The sequence below is a fragment of the Oxalobacteraceae bacterium OTU3CINTB1 genome, from assembly GCA_024123955.1.
Lineage (GTDB): Bacteria > Pseudomonadota > Gammaproteobacteria > Burkholderiales > Burkholderiaceae_D > Rugamonas.
In genome coordinates, this window is sequence record CP099652.1 from 4,239,356 (window position 1) to 4,259,841 (window position 20,486).

Consider the following 20,486-nt stretch of genomic DNA (forward strand, 5'->3'; position numbering starts at 1 on the left):
GCACTTCTAGCAACCCGGCACAGCAACCTTCGCACTGTAACCATGGCTTACCCAATTGAGCACAAACTGGTCATCGGCATCGCTTCCAGCGCGCTGTTCGACCTCACCGAATCCCACAAGATCTATCTGGAGGGCGGCGCCGAGGAATACCGAAAGTATCAGGAGCAGCATATAGACGTAATACTGGGCAAGGGTGTGGCTTTTCCGTTCATCCGGCGCTTTCTCGGCATTAACAAACACTATGCGCAATCGTCGCCTGTCGAGGTCGTCCTGCTGTCGCGCAACTCGCCCGAGACCGGCCTGCGCGTGATGAATTCGATCGCCCACTACAACCTCGACATCTCGCGCGCCTGCTTCGTCACCGGCAAGTCGCCGTACACCTACCTGCCCGCCTTTAACACCTCGCTGTTTCTCAGCGCCAACGAGGAAGACGTGCGCAACGCGCTCGAGGCCAATTATCCGGCCGGGCTGGTGCTGCCCTCGCGCACCGAGGACGACGATGACGATACCGAACTGCGCGTGGCCTTCGACTTCGACGGCGTGATCGCCGACGACGAATCCGAAACCGTCTTCAAGCGCAACAACGACGTCGACGAATTCCACGCCCACGAGCGCGAGCGGGTGGCAATCCCGCACCAGCCGGGGCCGCTGGCCGACCTGTTCCAGAAGCTGTCGCTGATGCAGCGGCTGGAGGAACGGGCGCAGCGGCGCGATCCCGGCTATAAAAAGATCCTGCGCATCGCCATCATCACGGCGCGCAGCGCGCCCTCGCACGAGCGCGTCGTCACCACGCTCAAAAGCTGGGGCGTATCGGCCAACGAGACGTTTTTCCTCGGCGGCATGGAGAAATCGCGGGTGCTGGCCATCTTCAAGCCGCACATCTTCTTCGACGACCAGCTGAGTCATTTGAAGTCGGTCGGCGGCAACATCCCGATGGTGCACGTGCCGTTCGGCGTGGCCAACCGGCCGCCCAAGCTGGCCATCTGATTGGCCGTCCGACACCGGGTCAGGCCGGACCACGGCGCTGGCGGGCATCGTCTATAATGTCGGCACCGGCGCTGCCATTGCGGCGCCGCCTGACCGTTGACTAACCACCCGTAACCGTTAAATCTGCGTCGCCCTTATTGTGCCCTTAGTCTTAGCCAAATCGATTCCCAAACCAGGTAACCGCTTCGCCCTGCCCACCTTGCATGGCTCGTCGGATGCCTACGCGCTCGCGCTCACCGCGCTCGAACTGAAATCGCAGGGCCAGATGCTGGCCGTGATCGTCGCCAACGCCAGCGACGCCCAACGCCTGCTCGACGAGATTCCATGGTTCGGCGGCGACAAGCTGCGCTGCCATTTGCTGCCGGATTGGGAAACGCTGCCCTACGACGCCTTCTCGCCGCACCAGGACCTGGTGTCCGAGCGCCTGGCCACCCTGCACGAGATCTCCAGCGGCCAGTGCGACGTGATGCTGGTGCCGGCCACCACGGCGCTGGTGCGCATGGCGCCGCCGTCGTTCCTGGCGGGGTACACCTTCTTCTTCAAAAAAGGCGAATCGCTCGACGAGGCGCGCCTGAAAGCGCAACTGACCCTGGCCGGCTACACCCACGTGACGCAGGTGATGTCGCCCGGCGAATACTCGGTGCGCGGCGGCTTGATCGACCTGTTCCCGATGGGCTCAGCGCTGCCCTACCGCCTCGACCTGTTCGGCGACACCATCGAAACCATCCGCACCTTCGACGCCGACACCCAGCGCTCGCTGTACCCGGTCAACGAGGTGCGCCTGCTGCCGGGCCGCGAATTCCCGATGGACGAAGCGGCGCGCACCACCTTCCGCAGCCGCTGGCGCGAACAGTTCGAAGGCGATCCTTCGCGCTCGGTGGTCTACAAGGACATCTCCAGCGGCATCGCATCGGCCGGTATCGAATACTACCTGCCGCTGTTCTTCGAAGACACGGCCACCTTGTTCGACTACCTGCCGCAAGGCGCCGCGCTGGCACTGGTGGGCGACATCGACGCCGCCATCAAACGCTTCTGGACCGACACCGGCTCTCGCTACCGCTTCCTGAAGGCCGACCGCGAGCGCCCGATCCTGTCGCCGGAAGCGCTGTTCCTGTCGGACGAGCAGTTCTTCACGCTGGCCAAGCCGTATGCCCGGCTGGCGATCTCCAAGGATGCGGACAGTGGCGCCTCCGAGCTGTCGGCGCCGGTGCCCAACATCGCCGTCAACCGCCACAGCGACGACCCGCTGACCAACCTGCGCGCCTACCTGCTGCAAGCGGGCCGCCGCGTGATGATCTGCGCCGAATCGAACGGCCGCCGCGAAACGCTGCAGCAGTACTTCGCCGAATACGATCTCGCATTGACCCCGGTAGAGGGCTTCGAAGGCTTCGCCACGTCGAGCGCCAAACTGGCCCTGGGCGTGGCACCGCTGCACGCCGGCTTCGAGCTCTCGACGCCGAACGAAAACCTGATCTTCATCACCGAGACCGAGCTGTATGCGGGTTCGGGCCGCCGCGTCGGCAAGAAGAAGCAGGAAGCCGTCACCCAGGTCGAGTCGATGGTGCGCGACCTGTCGGAGCTGAAAATCGGCGATCCGGTGGTCCACATCAACCACGGCATCGGGCGCTACATGGGCCTGACCAGCATGGACCTGGGCGAAGGCGAAACCGAATTCCTGCACCTGGAATACGCCAAGGACACCAAGCTGTATGTGCCGGTGTCGCAGCTGCACGTGATCTCGCGCTACTCCGGCGCCTCGCCGGAGGACGCGCCGCTGCACTCGCTCGGCTCGGGCCAGTGGGAAAAGGCCAAGCGCAAGGCCGCCGAGCAGGTGCGCGACACCGCCGCCGAGCTACTGAACCTGTACGCCCGCCGCGCGCTGCGCGAAGGCCACGCGTTCGAATATTCGGCGCACGACTACGAGCGCTTCGCCGACAGCTTCGGCTTCGACGAAACGCCGGACCAGCAGGAAGCGATCAACAACGTCATCAAGGATATGACCTCGGGCAAGCCGATGGACCGGTTGGTGTGCGGCGACGTCGGCTTCGGCAAGACCGAGGTCGCCCTGCGCGCCGCCTTCATCGCCGTCATGGGCGGCCGGCAGGTCGCCATCCTGGCGCCGACCACGCTGCTGGCGGAACAGCATGCGCAAACCTTCGCCGACCGCTTCGCCGACTGGCCGGTGCGCATCGCCGAAATGTCGCGTTTCCGCACCGGCAAGGAGATCACGCAGGCGATCAAGGGCATGGCCGACGGCACGCTGGACATCGTCATCGGCACCCACAAGCTGCTGTCGGACGACGTCAAGTTCACCCGACTGGGCCTGGTCATCATCGACGAGGAACACCGCTTCGGCGTGCGCCAGAAGGAGGCGCTCAAGTCCCTGCGCGCCGAAGTGGACGTGCTGACGCTGACCGCCACGCCGATTCCGCGCACCTTGGGCATGGCGCTCGAAGGCCTGCGCGATTTCTCCGTCATCGCCACGGCGCCGCAAAAGCGGCTGGCGATCAAGACCTTCGTGCGCAGCGAGGGCGAATCGATCATCCGCGAAGCCTGCCTGCGCGAACTCAAACGCGGCGGCCAGGTGTATTTCCTGCACAACGAGGTCGAGACCATTCAGAACCGCATGGCGATGCTCACCGAGCTGCTGCCGGAGGCGCGAATCGCTGTCGCCCACGGCCAGATGCACGAACGCGACCTGGAAAAGGTCATGCGCGACTTCGTTGCGCAGCGCTTCAACATCCTGCTGTGCACCACGATTATCGAAACCGGCATCGACGTGCCGACCGCGAACACCATCATCATGCACCGCGCCGACAAATTCGGCCTGGCGCAGCTGCACCAGCTGCGCGGGCGCGTGGGCCGCTCGCACCACCAGGCCTACGCCTACCTGCTGGTGACGGACGTGCAGTCGCTGACCAAACAGGCGCAGCGCCGCCTGGACGCCATCCAGCAGATGGAAGAACTGGGCAGCGGCTTCTATCTGGCGATGCACGACCTGGAGATCCGCGGCGCCGGCGAGGTGCTCGGCGACAGCCAGTCCGGCGAGATGACCGAAATCGGCTTCCAGCTGTATTCGGACATGCTCAACGAAGCGGTGCGCTCGCTCAAGGCGGGCAAGGAGCCCGACCTGGCCGCGCCGCTGGCCACCACCACCGAGATCAACCTGCACGTGCCGGCGCTGCTGCCGGCCGACTTCTGCGGCGATGTGCACGAGCGCTTGTCGATTTATAAACGCATGGCCAACTGCACGGTCCAGGACAAGATCGACGACATGCAGGAGGAGATGATCGACCGCTTCGGCAAGCTGCCGGACGCCGTCAAGGCCCTGATCGAAACGCACCGTCTGCGCATCGCCGCCAAGAAGGTCGGCATCATCAAGATCGACGCGCATGGCGAAGCAGCCACGCTGCAGTTCATGGCCAAGCCGCCGATCGATCCGATGCGCATTATCGAACTGATACAAAAAAACCGCCAGATCAAGCTCAATGGCCAGGACAAACTCAAGATCACCGCCAACATGCCGGATCTCGCCGCGCGTGTCGCGCAGATCAAAGGCGCCATCAAACAGTTGACCGCCTGAGGCTGGCGTCGTACCTTGATGCATTAGCCCAAACAACGCTAAATTTTATGAAAAACGCCAAAGACACCATGAACCTGGTTTTACAGGGGCTCGACGATTGTAAAGCCCGACTTGAACGCATCGCCGCCCTCACCGCACCGAAAACCATCACCTGGATCAACGAGCGCGCGCTGCGCTGCGAAGGCATCACCTTCTCGCCGGCGCTGCGCCAAACCATCGAGGTGGCCGCCCAGGCGGCGCAACTGGACGCCACGTACTCGATCGGCATGCACAAGATGAGCGAATTCAAGCTCGTCGCCATGGACATGGATTCGACCCTGATCACCATCGAGTGCATCGACGAAATCGCCGACATGCAGGGTTTAAAGCCGCAAGTGTCCGAGATCACCGAGGCGGCCATGCGCGGCGAGCTCGATTTCGCCGAAAGCCTCAAGCGCCGCGTGGCGCTGCTCGAAGGGTTGGATGCGTCGGCGCTGGAGCGCGTCTACGACGAGCGCCTGCAGTTGTCGCCGGGCGCGGAAACCATGCTGAACGCAGTGCGCCAGGCCGGCCTGAAAACGCTGCTGGTGTCGGGCGGCTTCACCTTCTTCACCGAACGCCTGAAAAAGCGCCTGGACCTGGACTACACCAACGCCAACGAACTGGAAGTGGTCGACGGCAGGTTGACGGGCAAGGTGATCGGCACCATCGTCGACGCCGAGGAGAAGAAACGCACCGTGGAACGCGTCTGCGCGGAACTGGACATCGCGCCGTCGCAGGCGATCGTCATGGGCGACGGCGCCAACGACCTGAAAATGATGGGCATCTCGGGCATGTCGGTGGCCTTCCGCGCCAAGCCGGTGGTGCGTGAACAAGCCAACGTCGCGCTGAACTTTGTCGGCCTGGACGGCATCCTGCCCCTGTTAACCTGACCGGTGGCGCGCCACCATTCCGGCATCCTCCGGTGCGGGGCGCCATTGCGGCGTTAAATTAGCGTGGATGTTGGTCGCCGCCACCGCGCCCTGCCCCATCGCCACGCTGATTTGATTCAAACCTTTCACCACGTCGCCGACCGCATACAGTCCCGGCACGCTGGTGCGCTGATATTCATCGACCAGCAGTTCGCCGCACTCGGGCTCCATTTGCGCGCCCAATGCAGTCGCCAGCTCCGAACGCGCCGTTTCACCCAGCATCGGATACAGAACATCGAAGTGGTGCGCGGCACCGTCGCCGGTGTGGAGCACGGGGGTCATCTCCGTCGTCATGCCCACGCCCTTGACCGGCGATTGGACGTAGCGCACGCCCGCCTGCTGCAGGCGAATCCGCTGTTCGGCGTCCAGCGGCGCGGCGTCGTCTCGCTCGAACAACGTCACATCGGCCGAAAAGGTCCGCATGAAAACCGCATGGCCTACCGGGTTGGCAGTCGACGTGATCACCGCGATCTTCTTGTCCAACACGTCGTAGCCGTCGCAAACGGGGCACAGGCGCACGGCGCCGCTGCGCACCGCCTCGCGCCAGTTTTCGATCGGCAGTCCGGCGTCGGCCACGCCGCTGGCCAGGATCACCATGCGTGCGTGTACCCGCGTGTCGTTAAAATCGGCGCCAAAACCATCATCCTCTTCGACGAGGCGGGTCACCTCGCCCGAGGTGACGTGGGTATCGTAGCGCGCCAACTGATCGCGCAAGCGCTGCTGCAACTGATGTCCCGGTATGCCTTCCGGGAAGCCGCCGTAGTTATGCGTGACCGGTATCAGCGACAGGCGGCTGTGTCCCTTATCGATAATCACGACGTTGCGCTGGAAACGACGCAGGTAGATCGCGGCCTGCAGCCCGCCAGGGCCGCCGCCGATAATCAGGACATCGCAGGAAAATGGGCCACCGGGGCTGATCGCATTCATGGCGCCAGTATCCAACGGACGGGCCGGGCGTCAAATCAGCGCGCGGCCCACATCGGCGTGGGATTTAACCGACATCACGCCGGCAGCAGCGAATACATCGCGGCCGGCACCGCCAGGCTGCGTATGACCAGGCGATTGTGCAAAATGCCTTCGAAACGCGCGCCGGCCTTCTCGGCCACCTTGCGGCTGCGCTCATTCTGCTCGGCCGCGACGATCTCCAGCCGCGTCAAGCCAAGTTTGGCGAAACCATAGGCGGCCATCAGCCGGACCGCGCGCGGTGCGATCCTCTCGCCCTGGCGCGATTGCCGCACCCAGAAACCCAAATTGGCAAAGTCATGTTCGCGATTGATGTGGTTGATGCCGATGCCGCCGAGGTAGTCCCCGCCGTCGGCGTCGAAGATGCCCACGCTGAAGGCGCTGCCCTCGGCGCGATCGGCGTCGCAGGTGTGCACCCAGTGCTCGGCGTCGTCGAGCGTGAAGTCAGCATCGCACCACGGCAGCCACACGCCGACGGTCGATACCGACTCCAGCGCGGCGCGCGTCAACGCCGGCGCGTCCGCCAGCAGCAGCGGACGCAGACACAGGCCGTCGCCGGTCAGGATCGCCATGCTATTTCGCCCGCAGCAATGCGATCAGACCGTCCGAGGCGTCCTCGATATAGTCGAGCACCAGATCGAAACCGCGCCCGCCGCCGTAGTAGGGATCGGGCACCACCTCCGACCCGCTGCGGCTGGCGTGCGCCATGAACAGGCCCAGTTTATGCCGGTGCTGCGGCGGACAGGCCGCCTCCAGCATGCGCAAATTGTCGTGGTCCATCGCCAGCACATGGTCGAAGGCTTCGAAGTCCGCAGCCGCCACCTTGCGCGAGCGCTGGGCCGACAGGTCATAGCCGCGCCTGGCGGCGAACTCCATCGAGCGCGTGTCCGGCGGTTCGCCGACGTGGTAACCGTGGGTGCCGGCGGAGTCGATGACGAAACGCCCGCCGAGGCCGGCGGCCTCCAAGCGATGGCGGAACACGCCTTCCGCGGTGGGAGAACGGCAGATATTACCCATGCAAACGAACAGCACCGAAACAGCTTTGCTCATGACGACACTCGGAAAGAACACAGAAGCGGCTACTTTACGCCAGCCGCCAAGGGAATGCCATCGCATTGCTATAATTAGCATATGACCAACACTCCCCACCCCTCGCCGCGCGCAGAATACACGCGGCGCATGAACCGCGTGCTCAACTATATCGACCAGCACCTGGACCAGCCGCTCGACCTGCGGCAGCTGGCCGAGGTGGCGAATTTCTCGCCCTACCATTTTCACCGCGTGTTCGCCGCCTGGATGGGCGAAACGCTGGGCGACTACGCGCGCCGCAGGCGGCTGGAGAAGGCGGCCTTTCGGCTCAGCTGCAAGCCGGCGGTATCCGTGCTGGAGACGGCGCTCGCCACCGGTTTCGGCTCGGGCGAGGCCTTCTCGCGCGCCTTCAAGCTCAAGTTCGGCTGTACGCCAACCGAATGGCGCCTGGACACCCGCCAGCGCCTGGCCGCGCAAGCGCTGCCGACCGGCGGCCGTCACACCGACAGCAATCTGGATCAGGTACTGAGCAAGTTCGATCAGACGCCACAACGCGGCATCGACGACGATGACATCTCCAGCAACGACCAAGGAGATTTCCGTATGAACGTGAGCATCATCGACCTGCCCGCCGCGCGCGTGGCGTACCACCGTTACATCGGGCCGTACGGCCCCAGTATCGGCACCTTTTGGCGCGCGACGGTTGCGCCTTGGATACAGTCGCACGGCCTCGGCCAGCAGACGTGCTATGGCGTCGGCCTCGACGATCCCAGCATCACGCCGCCCGACAAGTGCCGTTACGACGCCTGCGTCGTGGTTCCGGACAGCTTCGACGCCGGCGGTTTGGCCGACATCGCCACCCTGCCCGGCGGCCGCTATGCCGTTGCCCGCTTCGAGGGCCCGCCCGCCGCCATCGCCGACGCCTGGACTTGGCTCACGCGCAACTGGCTGCCGGAAAGCGGCTTGCAATGCGACGACCGGCCCTGCTTCGAAATGTTCCGGCCGGACAGCGTGACCAATCCGCAAAACGGCCAGATGGTATGCGACATCTGCATTCCGGTGCGGCCGCTGTAGCACCCGGAACGGAGGCCGGCCGGCGTGCGGCATCGCACCTTTGCCGGCCTCGCCGGGACTTTTTGGCGCGATTTGTACGCCCAAGCCGAAATCACGTTGCTATACTGCGTATCAGATCCATCAACTTTAAAGGAAATACCATGTCGCAGGAATTGGTTCTGGATAGCCGGGTCGGCTCTGCTAAGACCACCGCATGGTGGCTCTACGTGGTCCACGGCGTGAGTTTCGTTTTTTCGCTGGGCTTGTTCTCGGTGATACCGCTGATCGTCAACTACGTGCAGCGCCCCGGCACGGAGGGCACGTTCGTGCACAGCCATCACACGTGGATGATCCGCTCATTCTGGTGGTACGTGGTCTGGATGGCCGTTGGCGGCCTGCTGGCGGCCACCATCATCGGCATTCCGGTCGCCTGGCTGGTGTGGGTCGGCGCCTGGATCTGGAAAGCCTATCGTTTAATCATCGGTTTTATCCGCCTCAACGAAAACTCGGCAGCGCCAATCTAGTCGTCGCCGAGCAAGCGCTTCGCCTCTCGCAAGCCTTCGACGATCACCTCGTAGGCCTGCCGGCGCGTGGCCTCGTCCGGCGCCCGCAGCACGTACGACGGATGGTACACCGTCACCACCCAGCGTCCGTCGTGCTGGACCGGCGCGTCCATCACCGACTTCATCGTCACGCTGCCGTCCTGCAGCACCGATTTCAGCGCCGTGCTGCCGAGCGCCACCACCACGTCCGGACGCACGCGCGCCAACTCCTCCTCCAGCCAAAGGTGGCAGGCGGAGATCTCCTTCTGCGCCGGGGTCTTGTGCAGCCGGCGCTTGCCGCGCAGCTCCCACTTGAAGTGCTTGACGGCGTTGGTCAGGTAGATGCTGTCGCGCTCCATGCCCGCCTGCGCCATGGCCTTCTCCAGCACCGCGCCGGCCGGGCCGACGAACGGCAGTCCCTGTAAATCCTCCTGATCGCCCGGCTGCTCGCCGACGAGCATGATGCGCGCCCGCTTCGGCCCGACGCCGGGCACCGCCTGCGTGGCGTTTTCCCACAGGTCGCAGCGGCGGCATTGGTCGAGCGTGGTGGGCTGCTCGCGCTGCGGTTGCGCGCGTTCCGGGGCAATCGGGATGGTGGTGGCGCCGCCGCGCCGGCCCACGGTGCCGGTCTGGCCGGTGCGCCGCTCGCCATTGGCGGCCGCGCTGACCATCGCCGGCACGATCGCCCCTTCCGGCAAATTCTTCCAGAAACGCGACGGGATATGGCTGCGCAGCAGGTCGGCGTTCAGGCGCGCCGGGTTAAAGATGCTGCGGTAGTACGTCAGCCACAGCGCCTCGCCGGCGTCCTCGATATCGGCCGCGCTGCGCATCAGCGACGGCGCCTCGTGCAGATGTTCGCCATCCCACAGCACGGCCGCCGCCGGCGTGGCGATCATCCACGTGACATTGCCCATGCGGCGGGCGAAATGCCGCGCAACCTGCGGCAGCACTTCGTGCGTGGGTTCGAACCAGGCCACAAAGCGCGGCGCGCCATCCTCTTCCTTGCGTTCGCGAAAACGTACATACGCGTGCATGTCGTGCTCCTCCCGATGAACAGCCTTGACCATCCCATGCAGCCGCGCGCCATCGGCATCGGCCGGCGAAATCACATCACGCTCGCCCAGGTGCCAGCGCCAGACCACCTTGTACAGAAAGGACCAGCGGTCGGGGGCGCTGAAGCAGGCGGCGCTGACGAGTAGCTCCATCAACTGGCGCGGCAGCCGCAGGGTGGTCGTCGTTGTCGCATTGGCGTCGGGCGCGCCGCCGGCTTCTTCCAGCGGCGCGGCGGAGAACAAATCGCCATCCTCCGGCTGCGATAACCATTCTACGAATTCGGGCGCGACGTGGCGCGCGATTAGCTCGCGTGCCGCGTCGCGCCATTCGTCGAACGACTGGACCACCCGCCGCATCATGCCGCCTGCAGCTCCGGCCACAGGTTCATCTGCTGGGGCGCGTCGGCCATGGCGCGGCGCAAATGCTCGGACGGACCGGCATCGTTGGACGGGAAGTAGTCGGCCGTGATGATGAAAGGCGAAATCTTCTTCATACTGCAGCGCAGCCGCGACAGATCGGCGTAACGTATTTGCCGCAGTCGCCGCAGATCGATCAGGCGCTGGGCGTTGCGCAGGCCGATGCCGGGGATGCGCGCGATCATGTGCGGCTCGGCGCGGTTGAGGTCCATCGGAAAATGCTCGCGGTGCTCCAGTGCCCACGCCAGCTTGGGATCGATGTCGAGCGCCAGATTGCCGGTCGCCGGCAGCAGCTCTTTCACCTGGAAGCCGTAGCTGCGCAGCAGGAAATCGGCCTGGTACAACCGGTGCTCGCGCAGCATCGGCGGCGGCGCCAGTGGCACGCTTTTTGGACTTTGCGGAATCGGGCTGAAGGCCGAGTAATACACGCGTTTGAGCTTGTAGCTGCCGTACAGCGTCTCCGCGGTCGTCAGGATCTGCTGGTCGTCGCTGGCGTCGGCGCCGACGATCATTTGCGTGCTTTGCCCGGCCGGCGCGAAACGCGGCGACTTGGGTTCCTCGGCCTTTTCATCGAGCTTGCGGCGGATGGAGCCCATCGCCAGCTTGATGGTGTGGACGCTTTTTTCCGGCGCCAGCTTCTGCACGCTGTCCTGCGTCGGCAGCTCGATATTGACGCTCAAGCGGTCCGCGTAGCGGCCGGCGGCAGCGATCAGCGCCGGATCGGCGTCCGGAATCGTCTTCAGGTGTATGTAGCCGCGAAACTGGTGCACCTCGCGCAGTTCGCGCGCCACCTGCACCAGCTGCTCCATCGTGTAATCGGCCGACTGGATGATGCCGGAACTGAGAAACAGCCCGTCGATGTAATTGCGGAGGTAGAAATCGGTGGTTAATTTAACCACTTCAGCCACAGTAAAGCGGGCGCGCGGCACGTTCGAGGTGCGGCGGTTGACGCAGTATTGGCAATCGTACAGGCAGTAATTGGTGAGCAGGATTTTCAGCAGCGACACGCAGCGGCCGTCCGGCGTATAGCTGTGGCAAATGCCCATGCCGGTGGTCGCGCCGAAACCGTCCTTGCCGATCGAGTTGCGCTTCGGCGCGCCGCTGCTGGCGCAGGAGGCGTCGTACTTGGCCGCATCGGCCAGGATCTCCAGCTTGTCCGTCAACTCCATGCTTGCCTCGATTTATTGACACTGTATAAAAACACAGTATAACAATGATCGAGAGCAAAAAGGGAATCGAGTGTGCGCTTTGTCCGAACTTTGACCCGGTATTTATTCAACGCCGGGCCCCAACGCAATTTACAAAATGATCACTTTCAGCGCGTCGACCAACGCGGCGCATTCCTGGTCGGTGCCAATCGAGATCCGCAGGAACTGGTCGATACGCGCCTGCTTGAAATGCCGCACCAGGATGGCCCGCTCGCGCAACGCCGCCGCGAGGCCTGCGCCGTCGTGCCCCGGATGGCGCGCGAAGATGAAGTTCGCGCGCGACGGCAGCACCTCGAACCCCAGTTCCAGCATCCGCTCCGTCAACCACGCGCGCGTGGCGATGATCGCTTGCGACGTCTGCTCCATATACGCCGTGTCCTCGATTGCCGCAACGGCGCCCGCCTGCGCCACCTGCCCCAGCGGATAGCAGTTAAAGCTGTTCTTCACCCGCTCCAGCCCCGCGATCAGGTCCGGATGGCCAACCGCGAAACCGACCCGCAGGCCGGCCAGCGAACGGGATTTGGACAAGGTCTGCACCACCAGCAGATTGTCGTAACGGTCCAGCAGCGCGATGGCGCTGTCGGCGCCGAAGTCCACATAAGCTTCGTCGATCACCACCACCTGGTCCGGATGCGCGGCCAGCAGCGCTTCGATCCGGTCTAGCGGCAGCGCGATGCCGGTCGGCGCGTTCGGATTGGCGATGATGATGGCGCCACACGGCTGCGCGTAATCGGCGACATCGATCTCGAACTGCGCGTTCAGCGGCACCTGGCGCGCCTCGATGCCATACAGGCTGCAATAGGTCGGATAAAAGCTGTAGCTGATGTCCGGGCAAAGCAGCGGCTTGTCGTGCTTGAGCAGCGCATGGAAGGTATGGGCCAACACCTCGTCCGAGCTGTTGCCGACAAAGACCTGCGCCCGCGTCAGGCCGAAGCGCCTCGCCACCGCCTCCTTGACCGCTGTGCTGGCGGGATCGGAGTACAGCCGCAGCGAATCGCCAACGGCGGCCTGCATCGCCGCCACCGCCTTTGGCGACGGCCCGTATGGGTTCTCGTTGGTGTTCAGTTTGATCAGGTTGGGCATGCGAACCTGCTCGCCCGGCGTGTACGGCGTCAGTTCGTGAACGATGTCACTCCAAAAACGGCTCACTGCATTGCTCCCATCGCGCGTTCGATATCCGCGATCAAATCGTTGACGTCTTCCAGGCCGACGTTGAAGCGCACCAGAATGCCCTGGTCGTTCCAGTCCTTGCGCATGTGCTGGATCCGGTACGGCATCACCAGGCTGTTGGCGCCTCCCCAGCTGTAACCGATCTTGAACAGTTCCAGCGCATCGACGAAGCGGTCGGTCTGTTCTTCGGTGAAGCGCGAATCGAACAGCACCGAGAACAAGCCCCCCGCGCCGCTGAAATCGCGCTTCCAGATGTCGTGGCCCGGACAATCGGCAAAGGCCGGATGCAGCACTTTGGTGATCTCGGGACGCGCTTGCAGCCACGCCGCCAGCTTGCGGGCGGCGGCGTCGTGGGCGTCGAAGCGCAGGCGCATCGTCGGCAGGCCGCGCAGCACGAGATAGGCGTCGTCCGCGCCAACGCCCATGCCGAGCCGCATGTGGGCCAGGCTCAAACGCTCATTGAGCGCGGCGTCGCGCGTGATGACGGCGCCCATCAGCACATCCGAGCCGCCGGACTGGTACTTGGTCAGCGCCTGCATGATGATGTCGACGCCCACATCGAAACCGCGCAGCGCCAGGCCGGCCGACCAGGTGTTATCCAGCGCGACCAGCACGCCGCACGCGTGCGCGGCGGCGCAAATGGCCGGCAGGTCCGGGACCTCCATCGACACCGATCCCGGCGCCTCGGTCCAGATCAGCTTTGTGTTGGGCTGGATCAGCGCGGCGATGCCGGCGCCGATCAACGGATCGTAGTAACGCGCTGTGATGCCGAAATCGGCCGACAGCCAGCGTCCCAGCTCGCGGTTGGGGTTGTAGACGTTATCGGGCAACAGCACGTCGTCGCCGGCCTTGAGCACGGCGAAATCGACCATGGCGATGGCAGCCAGCCCGCTCGGCGCCAGCAGGCAGTGTTTGCCGTCCTCGATTTCGGCAAGGCGCGCCTCAAGCGTGAAGGTCGTCGGCGTGCCGTGCAGGCCGTAGGTATAGGAGTTCTTCTCTTTCCAGTCGCCCGAGCGCATGGCCGCGACGTTCTTGAACAGTACCGTCGACGCGTGGTGGATCGCGCTGGGGAAGGCGGCGAAACCTTCCGGCGCCTGGTAGTCGGAGTGGATCAGTGCCGTTTGCGGGGATTTTTTAATCGTCATGTCCTAAACACATTAAGCCAGGTGAAAAAAAAGGCGGACCACAGCGGGTCCGCCTTCATGCTGATTACTGCGCCTCGCCCCACAGGTCGTGGGCGTCGGAGGTGGTGATCTTGACGTCGATGAACTGGCCGACGACCAGCTTCTTGTGCGGCTCGTACGGCGGTTTGACATACACAACGCCGTCGATTTCCGGCGCATCGGCGCTGGAGCGGCCGACGCCGCCGCTGCGGTTGACTTCATCGATCAACACGCGCACGGTCTTGCCGACCTTGGCCTTCAGGCGGTTCTTCGAAATCTCTTCCTGCAGCAGCATCACGCGGCCGCGACGCTCTTCGCGCAGTTCTTCCGGCACCGGATTGGCCAGCTCATTGGCGGTCGCGCCTTCGACCGGCGAGTAGGCGAAGCAACCCAGTCGGTCGATCTGCGCTTCTTTCAGGAAGTCCAGCAGGTACTCGAATTCGGCGTCGGTCTCGCCCGGGAAGCCGGCGATGAAGGTCGAGCGGATCGTCAGGTCCGGATTCATCTTGCGCCACGCCTGGATGCGGTCGAGGTTTTTCTCGCCGCTGGCCGGGCGCTTCATGCGCTTCAACACGTCCGGATGCGCGTGCTGCATCGGGATGTCCAGGTAAGGCAGGATATGGCCGTCGCCCATCATCGGGATGATTTGGTCGACGTGCGGATACGGATAGACGTAGTGCAAACGCACCCAGGCGCCGTAGGACTTGGCCAGCTCGCCGAGCGCCTCGGTCAGTTGCGTCATGTGCGTTTTGATCGGACGGCCGTTCCAGAAGCCGGTGCGGAACTTGACGTCGACGCCGTAGGCGGAGGTGTCCTGCGAGATCACCAGCAGTTCCTTCACGCCCGACTTGAACAGGTTTTCCGCCTCCAGCATCAGGTCCGCGATGGGACGCGACACCAGGTCGCCACGCATCGACGGGATGATGCAGAAGCTGCAGCGGTGGTTGCAGCCTTCCGAGATTTTCAGGTAGGCGTAGTGCTTCGGCGTCAGCTTGATGCCCTGCGCCGGCACCAGGTCGATGAACGGCTCGTGCGGTTTCGGCAGGTGGAAGTGGACCGAGTCCATCACCTCGGCCAGCGCGTGCGGGCCGGTCACGGCCAGCACCTTCGGGTGCACCTTCATGATGATGTCGTCGCCGGCGGCGTCTTTTTTCGCGCCCAGGCAGCCGGTCACGATCACCCGGCCGTTTTCGGCCAGCGCTTCGCCGATCGCGTCGAGCGATTCCTGCACGGCGGCGTCGATGAAGCCGCAGGTGTTGACGATCACCAGATCGGCGCCATCATACGACTTGGCCGTCTCGTAGCCTTCGGCGCGCAGCTGGGTGAGGATCTGTTCGGAGTCGACCAGCGCCTTGGGGCAGCCGAGCGAGACGAAGCCGACCTTCGGTGCGGCACCCGTCACGGAGGTGCTGGCGGCGGCGGGCTTGGTGATACGGGAGAGTGGTTGCGATTGCATGATAGGTTGCCTGGGGTTGCGAAATACGCCATGAAAATTACGAGCAATCGACGATTATACCCTATTCTCATAGGGAGATCATGCTAGGATAGCGCTTCACCAATATAGATTCACCAAGCTCGGGAGAACACGTGGCAACGCTGAAAGACGTCGCAATGCTGGCCGGTGTGGGCATGTCGACGGCATCGCGCGCCATCTCGGGCGCCGGCCCCGTGTCCGCCGAGTCGATGAAAAAGGTCCAGGCGGCCATCGAGCAGCTCAACTTCCGCCCTTCCTCGATCGGCCGCTCGCTGTCGGCCCAGTCGCTCGGCATTATCGGCATCTACGTGCCGTCGTTCTTCGGCGCGTACTACGGCACCATCCTCAAACAAACCGACATCGAACTGCGCGCCGTGCGCCGCCACGTGGTGGTGGCCACCGGCTGCGGCGACGGCACGCCGCGCGACGAGGCGATCGAAGCGGTCAAGTTCCTGATCGGGCGCGATTGCGACGGCATCGTCGTGCTTGGCCACGACCTGCACGACGAGGACATGCTGGCGCTGCGCAAAATGCATCCCAAGCTGGCCTTCCTCAATCGCCACAGCGCGCAGCTGGAGGAAGCCTCGTTCTGCCCCGACCACCGCCACGGCGGCGCGCTGGCGGCGCAAACCCTGCTCGAAGCGGGACACCGCCGACTGGCTGTCATCTCCGGCCCGGCCGGGACCTCGGACAACCAGGCGCGCATGGAAGGCTTCTTCGAGGAGCTGGAGCGCCAAGGCATCGGGCGCTTCGCCGTGCAGCTGATCGAATCGGACTTCTCCCGTGAAGGCGGTTTCAGCGCCACGCGCCGCCTGATCGAAGCGCGCAACGCGGGCGAGGAAGGCCATCGGTTCACCGGCCTGTTTTGCGCCAACGATGAAATGGCGGTCGGCGCGATGGCGGCCTTCCACCGCGCCGGCGTCAACGTCCCGGACGAGGTGTCCGTCGTCGGCTACGATGACGATTACTCCGCCGAATACTCGTCCCCGGGCCTGACGTCGGTGCACATACCGATGCAGCAGCTGACCCAGAACGCCGTGCGCTGGCTGCTCAATCAATGCTACGGCACCGAGCACGCCATCGCGCGCGATTTTCCGGTCACGGTGTCGAAGCGCGGCTCGGTCGCGCAACTTTCGCGGTCATAAAAAAAGGCCGGCATCGCTGCCGGCCCAAGACCACGGAGACTCCCCTGTGTCAGGTGCGCAGCGTTAGAACTTCATCGATACCCGCGCGCCTATCGTGCGCGGATTGTTGTAGTACGCCGCCCAGATCTGCTGGGTGGGCTGGCACGGCGCGCCGACCTGGGTGCAAACTTCCACCGCGTCGTATTTGACTTCCTTGTCGGTGGCGTTGTTGACGAACAGTTCGGCCGTATAAGCCTTGTTGCGCGGCTCGAAGCGCAAGCTCAAATCCAGCGTGGTGTATGCCTGCTGCTGTTTGACACCCGGATGGCCCGGCACATTGTTGTTGAAGGCGCCGGAACCGACGAACGACTCGGTCTCGTAGTGGGCCGACACGCGCGGCGTGAGGCGTCCCTTGCCGATGTCGAAATCGCGCTCGTACATCAGCGTGGTGGCAAAGGTCGGCGCGTGTTTCAGCACACTGCCGCCGACGTTGACGGTGGGCGCGGTGGTGCCGCAGGACTGGCCGTTGGCGCGCGCGGCGTCGACGTCGCACGACAGGAAGTCGTCGTAGCGCGCCTTGAGCCAGGTGGCGTTGCCGCTGAAGCGATCGACGCTGGTCGGACGGAAGTTCCACTCCGCCTCGATGCCTTTGACCGAGGCCCCGGCCGCGTTGAAGTTCTGCAGCGTGTTGTTGACCACCTGCGATTCCAGCTTGTCCTTGTAGGTCATCCAGAACGCGTCGAGATTCAGTGTGAGCTTGCGGTCGAACAGGTCGGACTTGAAGCCGATCTCGTAGCTGGTCAGCTTTTCCGGCTTGGTGGTGGCGCCGCCGTCGCCGATGGCCGGCGAGTGGAAGCCGGTCGTCACCGAGGCGAAGGTGAGGATGTCCTTGGTGACCTTGTATTCCACGCGGCCCAGCCATGTCGCCTGCCCGTACGCCAGATCGGCCGTGTTGTCGCCGTAGGTGTTGCCGCAAGTGGCTTGGTTGACCACCCCGCCCGGCCCGATGTTGTGCGTGTTGATGGTGCCGGTGCCGGGCGTGACCAGCTGCGCGATCTGGCCCGGCGTCAGGTTGACGGTGCCGCGCGGCGGATTGTCCGGCCAGTTGGGGCAGGCCCAGTTCTGGCCGCCGATATCGTACTTGTGATCCTTGGTGTAGCGCGCGCCGGCGGTCAGCTTCCACAGCGGATCGATGTCGTAGCTGGCCTGCGCGAAGGCGGCCTTCGAGTGCAGCTGGCGGTCGCCCTGGATGAAGGACATGGCCGACGCGTACTGGCCGACGGTCGGCTGCACGAAAATCACGTTGCCGTTGGCGATATCCTGTTCCAGCATCGCCTGCGAAATCTGGCTGCGGTCGATGTCGAAGCGGACCTTGTTCTTCTCCTTGAAGAAGAACAGGCCGCCCACCCACTGCAGCGCCGATTCCGAATCGGAGCGCACCTGCAGCTCGTTGGACAGGCTGTCGAACTGGCCCCATTCGGTGCGGTTCTCGGCCTTGAAGCCGGGATACAAGCCGGCGTCCGCGTCGCTGGCGTTGGTGCGCTTCAAACGGCTCCACGAACCCAGGTACTGCGTCTCGATGCCGTCGAACGGCCGCCATTGCACCTTGGCCTTGCCGGTGAGGATGGATTGATCGAGCGCGCCCGGCGTATCGATCAGCGCCGAGCGCCGATCCTGCCCCGGCGCCGGTTCGGCCGCCAGGTAGATGTTGCCGGCGCCGGTGTCGCTGTAATAGTCGGCGATGAAGGTCGCCTTCAGCTCCGGCGTGAAGCGCCACAGCAGCGAGGCGCGCGCGCCCTTCTGATCGCCGGCGCCGTATTTGCGCGTGCCCGGCGCCACGTTGGAGCCCTTGCGGAAATCGACGTAGCCGTCGCGCCGGTCCTGGATGGCGGCGATGCGCAGGGCGATATCGTCGCTGAGCGGAATGTTGATCATGCCCTGGGTCTGGATGCGGTGGTAGTCGCCCACCGTGATGCTGGCCGAGCCGAACATTTTGCCCGGATTGGGTGCGCCCGACACCAGATTGACCGCGCCGGCGGTCGAATTGCGGCCATTGAGCGTGCCTTGCGGACCGCGCGCCACTTCGACGTGGCTCAGGTCATACATCAGCGCCGTCGCGCCCTGCGGACGCGCCACGTAGATGCCGTCGACGTAGAAGGCCACCGCCGGATCGCCCAACTCCGTGTGGTTGGCCGAGCCGACGCCGCGCATGTACACATGAACGCCGCCCGAGTCGCTGTGCGGCTCGACCACGAGGCTGGGCACCATCGCCGTCATCGACGCCAGGTCCTTGACCTGGTTGTTGGCCAGCGTGTCTTGCGTGTACGCGGTGATGGCCAGCGGCGTGTCCTGCACCAGCGTATCGCGGCGGGTGGCGGTGACGATTATTTTCTCCATGTCGCCATTGTTTGCCGCCGGAGCTTGGGCGGTGGACGCGGCCTGCTGCGCCATCGCTGCGCCGCCCGTGAATGCCAGTTGCGCTATTTGCGCGATGCTCAGCGCCAGGATCGTTTTCTTCATTTTGTCTTCCTCACTTCTTCCATCGTTAGTGTGATCGTGCATCGCTCTGGCGGCGAATACGCACGAGTGGAACCGGTACCACCGCAGGACGCAGGGATGCGGCAGGCCATGCTGTGGCGGCCCGGATAACTACGTCACTACGCTACGCGGCGATTGCCGTCTTAAAGCCGCTGTTCGCTGGCTCCGTCAAACAGGGAAAGTCGTTTGGTGCGGATCGAGAAGCTGATGTCCTTGTCGCTGTCGATCGTCTGCTGGTCCTGCACGATGCCGGCGATCTGGGTGCCATGGAAGTCCAGCCACAACACGCGGTGCGCGCCCATCGCCTCCACCAGCGACACCGTGGCGCTGACCACGGAGTCTGCGCCGTCGCTGTTGCCGACATCGATGTCCTCCGGCCGCACGCCCAGCACGCATTCGCGCGTGCCGATCGGCGGCTGGCCGAACGGATAGTCCGTCACGTCGACGGCCAGGTGCTCGTTGCGGAACAGGGTACGCCCGCCATGCTGCTCCAACCGGCCCCGGAACAGATTCATGCCGGGCGACCCGAGGAAGGTGGCGACGAACAGGTTGGCCGGCGCGTTGTAGATATTGGCGGGCGTGTCGAACTGCTGCACCACCCCGCCCTTCATCACCGCCATGCGCTGCGCCAGGGTCATTGCCTCGACCTGGTCGTGGGTCACGTAGATCATCGTCGCGCCCAGTTGCTTGTGCAGCTGTTTGAGCTCGCGCCGCAGCTCGGTGCGCAGCTTGGCGTCCAGATTGGACAAGGGCTCGTCGAACAGCATCACATCGGCCTCGCGCACGATGGCGCGGCCGATGGCCACGCGCTGCCGCTGTCCGCCGGACAGGTTGGCCGGCTTGCGTTTGAGCAGAGGCCCGAGCTGCAGCATGTCGGAGGCGCGCGAGACGCGCCGCGCGATTTCCGCGTTGGGCGTGCCGCTGATGCGCAGGCCGAACGACATATTGTTCTCGACGTTCATGGTCGGGTACAGCGCGTAGGACTGGAACACCAGCGCGATGCCGCGATCCTTTGGATCGGCCCACGTCATGTCCTTGCCGCCGATTTCGATCTGGCCCGAGGTGGTATCGATCAGGCCCGCGATGCTGTGCAACAGCGTCGACTTGCCGCAGCCCGAAGGCCCGAGCAGCACCACGAACTCGCCGGCCTTGACGTCGAGGTTGAGCGACTCAATGACCTTGGTGCCGCCCAGTTCAATTTGCAGATTGCGTATCGCTACATTAGACATGATG

The 20,486-nt window shown here is 64.3% G+C and carries 16 protein-coding genes; 6 read left to right on the forward strand and 10 right to left on the reverse strand.

From position 1 onward, the window contains the following. The first annotated feature begins 42 nt into the window (after positions 1 to 42). The 3 genes from NHH73_18290 to serB all read left to right on the forward strand — a co-directional run bounded on the left by NHH73_18290 (position 43) and on the right by serB (position 5,481). Positions 43 to 987, forward strand: coding sequence for a 5'-nucleotidase (locus NHH73_18290; protein ID USX24563.1), 945 nt, complete (start codon positions 43 to 45; stop codon positions 985 to 987). Between the two features lie 139 nt (positions 988 to 1,126). Beyond that, the gene (gene mfd / locus NHH73_18295; protein ID USX24564.1) at positions 1,127 to 4,570 is read left to right on the forward strand and encodes a transcription-repair coupling factor; all 3,444 of its coding nucleotides are present in this window, start codon (positions 1,127 to 1,129) and stop codon (positions 4,568 to 4,570) included. Positions 4,571 to 4,638: 68 nt separating this feature from the next. Continuing rightward, positions 4,639 to 5,481 carry a phosphoserine phosphatase SerB gene (gene serB / locus NHH73_18300; protein USX29654.1) on the forward strand — a complete coding sequence of 281 codons (843 nt, stop codon included), beginning with the start codon at positions 4,639 to 4,641 and terminating at the stop codon, positions 5,479 to 5,481. Here serB and NHH73_18305 read toward each other — a convergent pair. From NHH73_18305 to NHH73_18315, 3 genes are all read right to left on the reverse strand, one after another. Beyond that, positions 5,473 to 6,447 (reverse strand): NAD(P)/FAD-dependent oxidoreductase, encoded by a 975-nt coding sequence (locus NHH73_18305; GenBank protein USX24565.1) that lies wholly within the window; start codon positions 6,445 to 6,447, stop codon positions 5,473 to 5,475. The two genes, serB and NHH73_18305, sit on opposite strands and share 9 nt — an antisense overlap. Positions 6,448 to 6,521: 74 nt before the next feature. Next, positions 6,522 to 7,055 (reverse strand): GNAT family N-acetyltransferase, encoded by a 534-nt coding sequence (locus tag NHH73_18310; GenBank protein ID USX24566.1) that lies wholly within the window; start codon positions 7,053 to 7,055, stop codon positions 6,522 to 6,524. Between the two features lies 1 nt (position 7,056). Continuing rightward, positions 7,057 to 7,533: a low molecular weight phosphotyrosine protein phosphatase gene (locus NHH73_18315; protein ID USX24567.1), complete on the reverse strand. Its 477-nt coding sequence runs from the start codon at positions 7,531 to 7,533 to the stop codon at positions 7,057 to 7,059. 81 nt (positions 7,534 to 7,614) lie between these two features. On the opposite strand from NHH73_18315, the gene NHH73_18320 reads away from it, so the two are divergent. Together NHH73_18320 and NHH73_18325 are read left to right on the forward strand one after the other, a co-directional pair. Then, a complete protein-coding gene (locus tag NHH73_18320; GenBank protein USX24568.1) occupies positions 7,615 to 8,586 on the forward strand; it encodes an AraC family transcriptional regulator in 972 nt (323 codons plus the stop codon). A gap of 140 nt (positions 8,587 to 8,726) precedes the next feature. Beyond that, complete coding sequence (locus tag NHH73_18325) at positions 8,727 to 9,089, forward strand: hypothetical protein (GenBank protein ID USX24569.1); 363 nt, start codon at positions 8,727 to 8,729, stop codon at positions 9,087 to 9,089. On the opposite strand, the gene NHH73_18330 is transcribed toward NHH73_18325, so the two are convergent. From NHH73_18330 to rimO, 5 genes are all read right to left on the reverse strand, one after another. Beyond that, positions 9,086 to 10,519 carry a UdgX family uracil-DNA binding protein gene (locus NHH73_18330; protein ID USX29655.1) on the reverse strand — a complete coding sequence of 478 codons (1,434 nt, stop codon included), beginning with the start codon at positions 10,517 to 10,519 and terminating at the stop codon, positions 9,086 to 9,088. The genes NHH73_18325 and NHH73_18330 overlap by 4 nt on opposite strands. Continuing rightward, complete coding sequence (locus NHH73_18335) at positions 10,516 to 11,745, reverse strand: putative DNA modification/repair radical SAM protein (GenBank protein ID USX24570.1); 1,230 nt, start codon at positions 11,743 to 11,745, stop codon at positions 10,516 to 10,518. Before NHH73_18335 ends, NHH73_18330 begins: the two co-directional genes overlap by 4 nt. A 129-nt stretch (positions 11,746 to 11,874) precedes the next feature. After that, positions 11,875 to 12,933, reverse strand: a complete 1,059-nt coding sequence (gene hisC / locus NHH73_18340) for a histidinol-phosphate transaminase (protein ID USX24571.1) — start codon at positions 12,931 to 12,933, stop codon at positions 11,875 to 11,877. Further along, a complete protein-coding gene (locus NHH73_18345; protein USX24572.1) occupies positions 12,930 to 14,099 on the reverse strand; it encodes a cystathionine beta-lyase in 1,170 nt (389 codons plus the stop codon). Before NHH73_18345 ends, hisC begins: the two co-directional genes overlap by 4 nt. Before the next feature lie 64 nt (positions 14,100 to 14,163). Beyond that, positions 14,164 to 15,573 carry a 30S ribosomal protein S12 methylthiotransferase RimO gene (gene rimO / locus NHH73_18350; protein USX24573.1) on the reverse strand — a complete coding sequence of 470 codons (1,410 nt, stop codon included), beginning with the start codon at positions 15,571 to 15,573 and terminating at the stop codon, positions 14,164 to 14,166. Positions 15,574 to 15,704: 131 nt separating this feature from the next. Here rimO and NHH73_18355 point away from each other — a divergent pair, with 131 nt between their 5' ends. Continuing rightward, a complete protein-coding gene (locus NHH73_18355) occupies positions 15,705 to 16,736 on the forward strand; it encodes a LacI family DNA-binding transcriptional regulator (GenBank protein USX24574.1) in 1,032 nt (343 codons plus the stop codon). Positions 16,737 to 16,799: 63 nt separating this feature from the next. Here NHH73_18355 and NHH73_18360 read toward each other — a convergent pair whose 3' ends face one another. Together NHH73_18360 and NHH73_18365 are read right to left on the reverse strand one after the other, a co-directional pair. Beyond that, complete coding sequence (locus NHH73_18360) at positions 16,800 to 19,235, reverse strand: TonB-dependent receptor (GenBank protein ID USX24575.1); 2,436 nt, start codon at positions 19,233 to 19,235, stop codon at positions 16,800 to 16,802. A 161-nt stretch (positions 19,236 to 19,396) separates the two neighbouring features. Further along, positions 19,397 to 20,482 (reverse strand): ABC transporter ATP-binding protein, encoded by a 1,086-nt coding sequence (locus NHH73_18365; protein ID USX24576.1) that lies wholly within the window; start codon positions 20,480 to 20,482, stop codon positions 19,397 to 19,399. Positions 20,483 to 20,486: the final 4 nt, after the last annotated feature.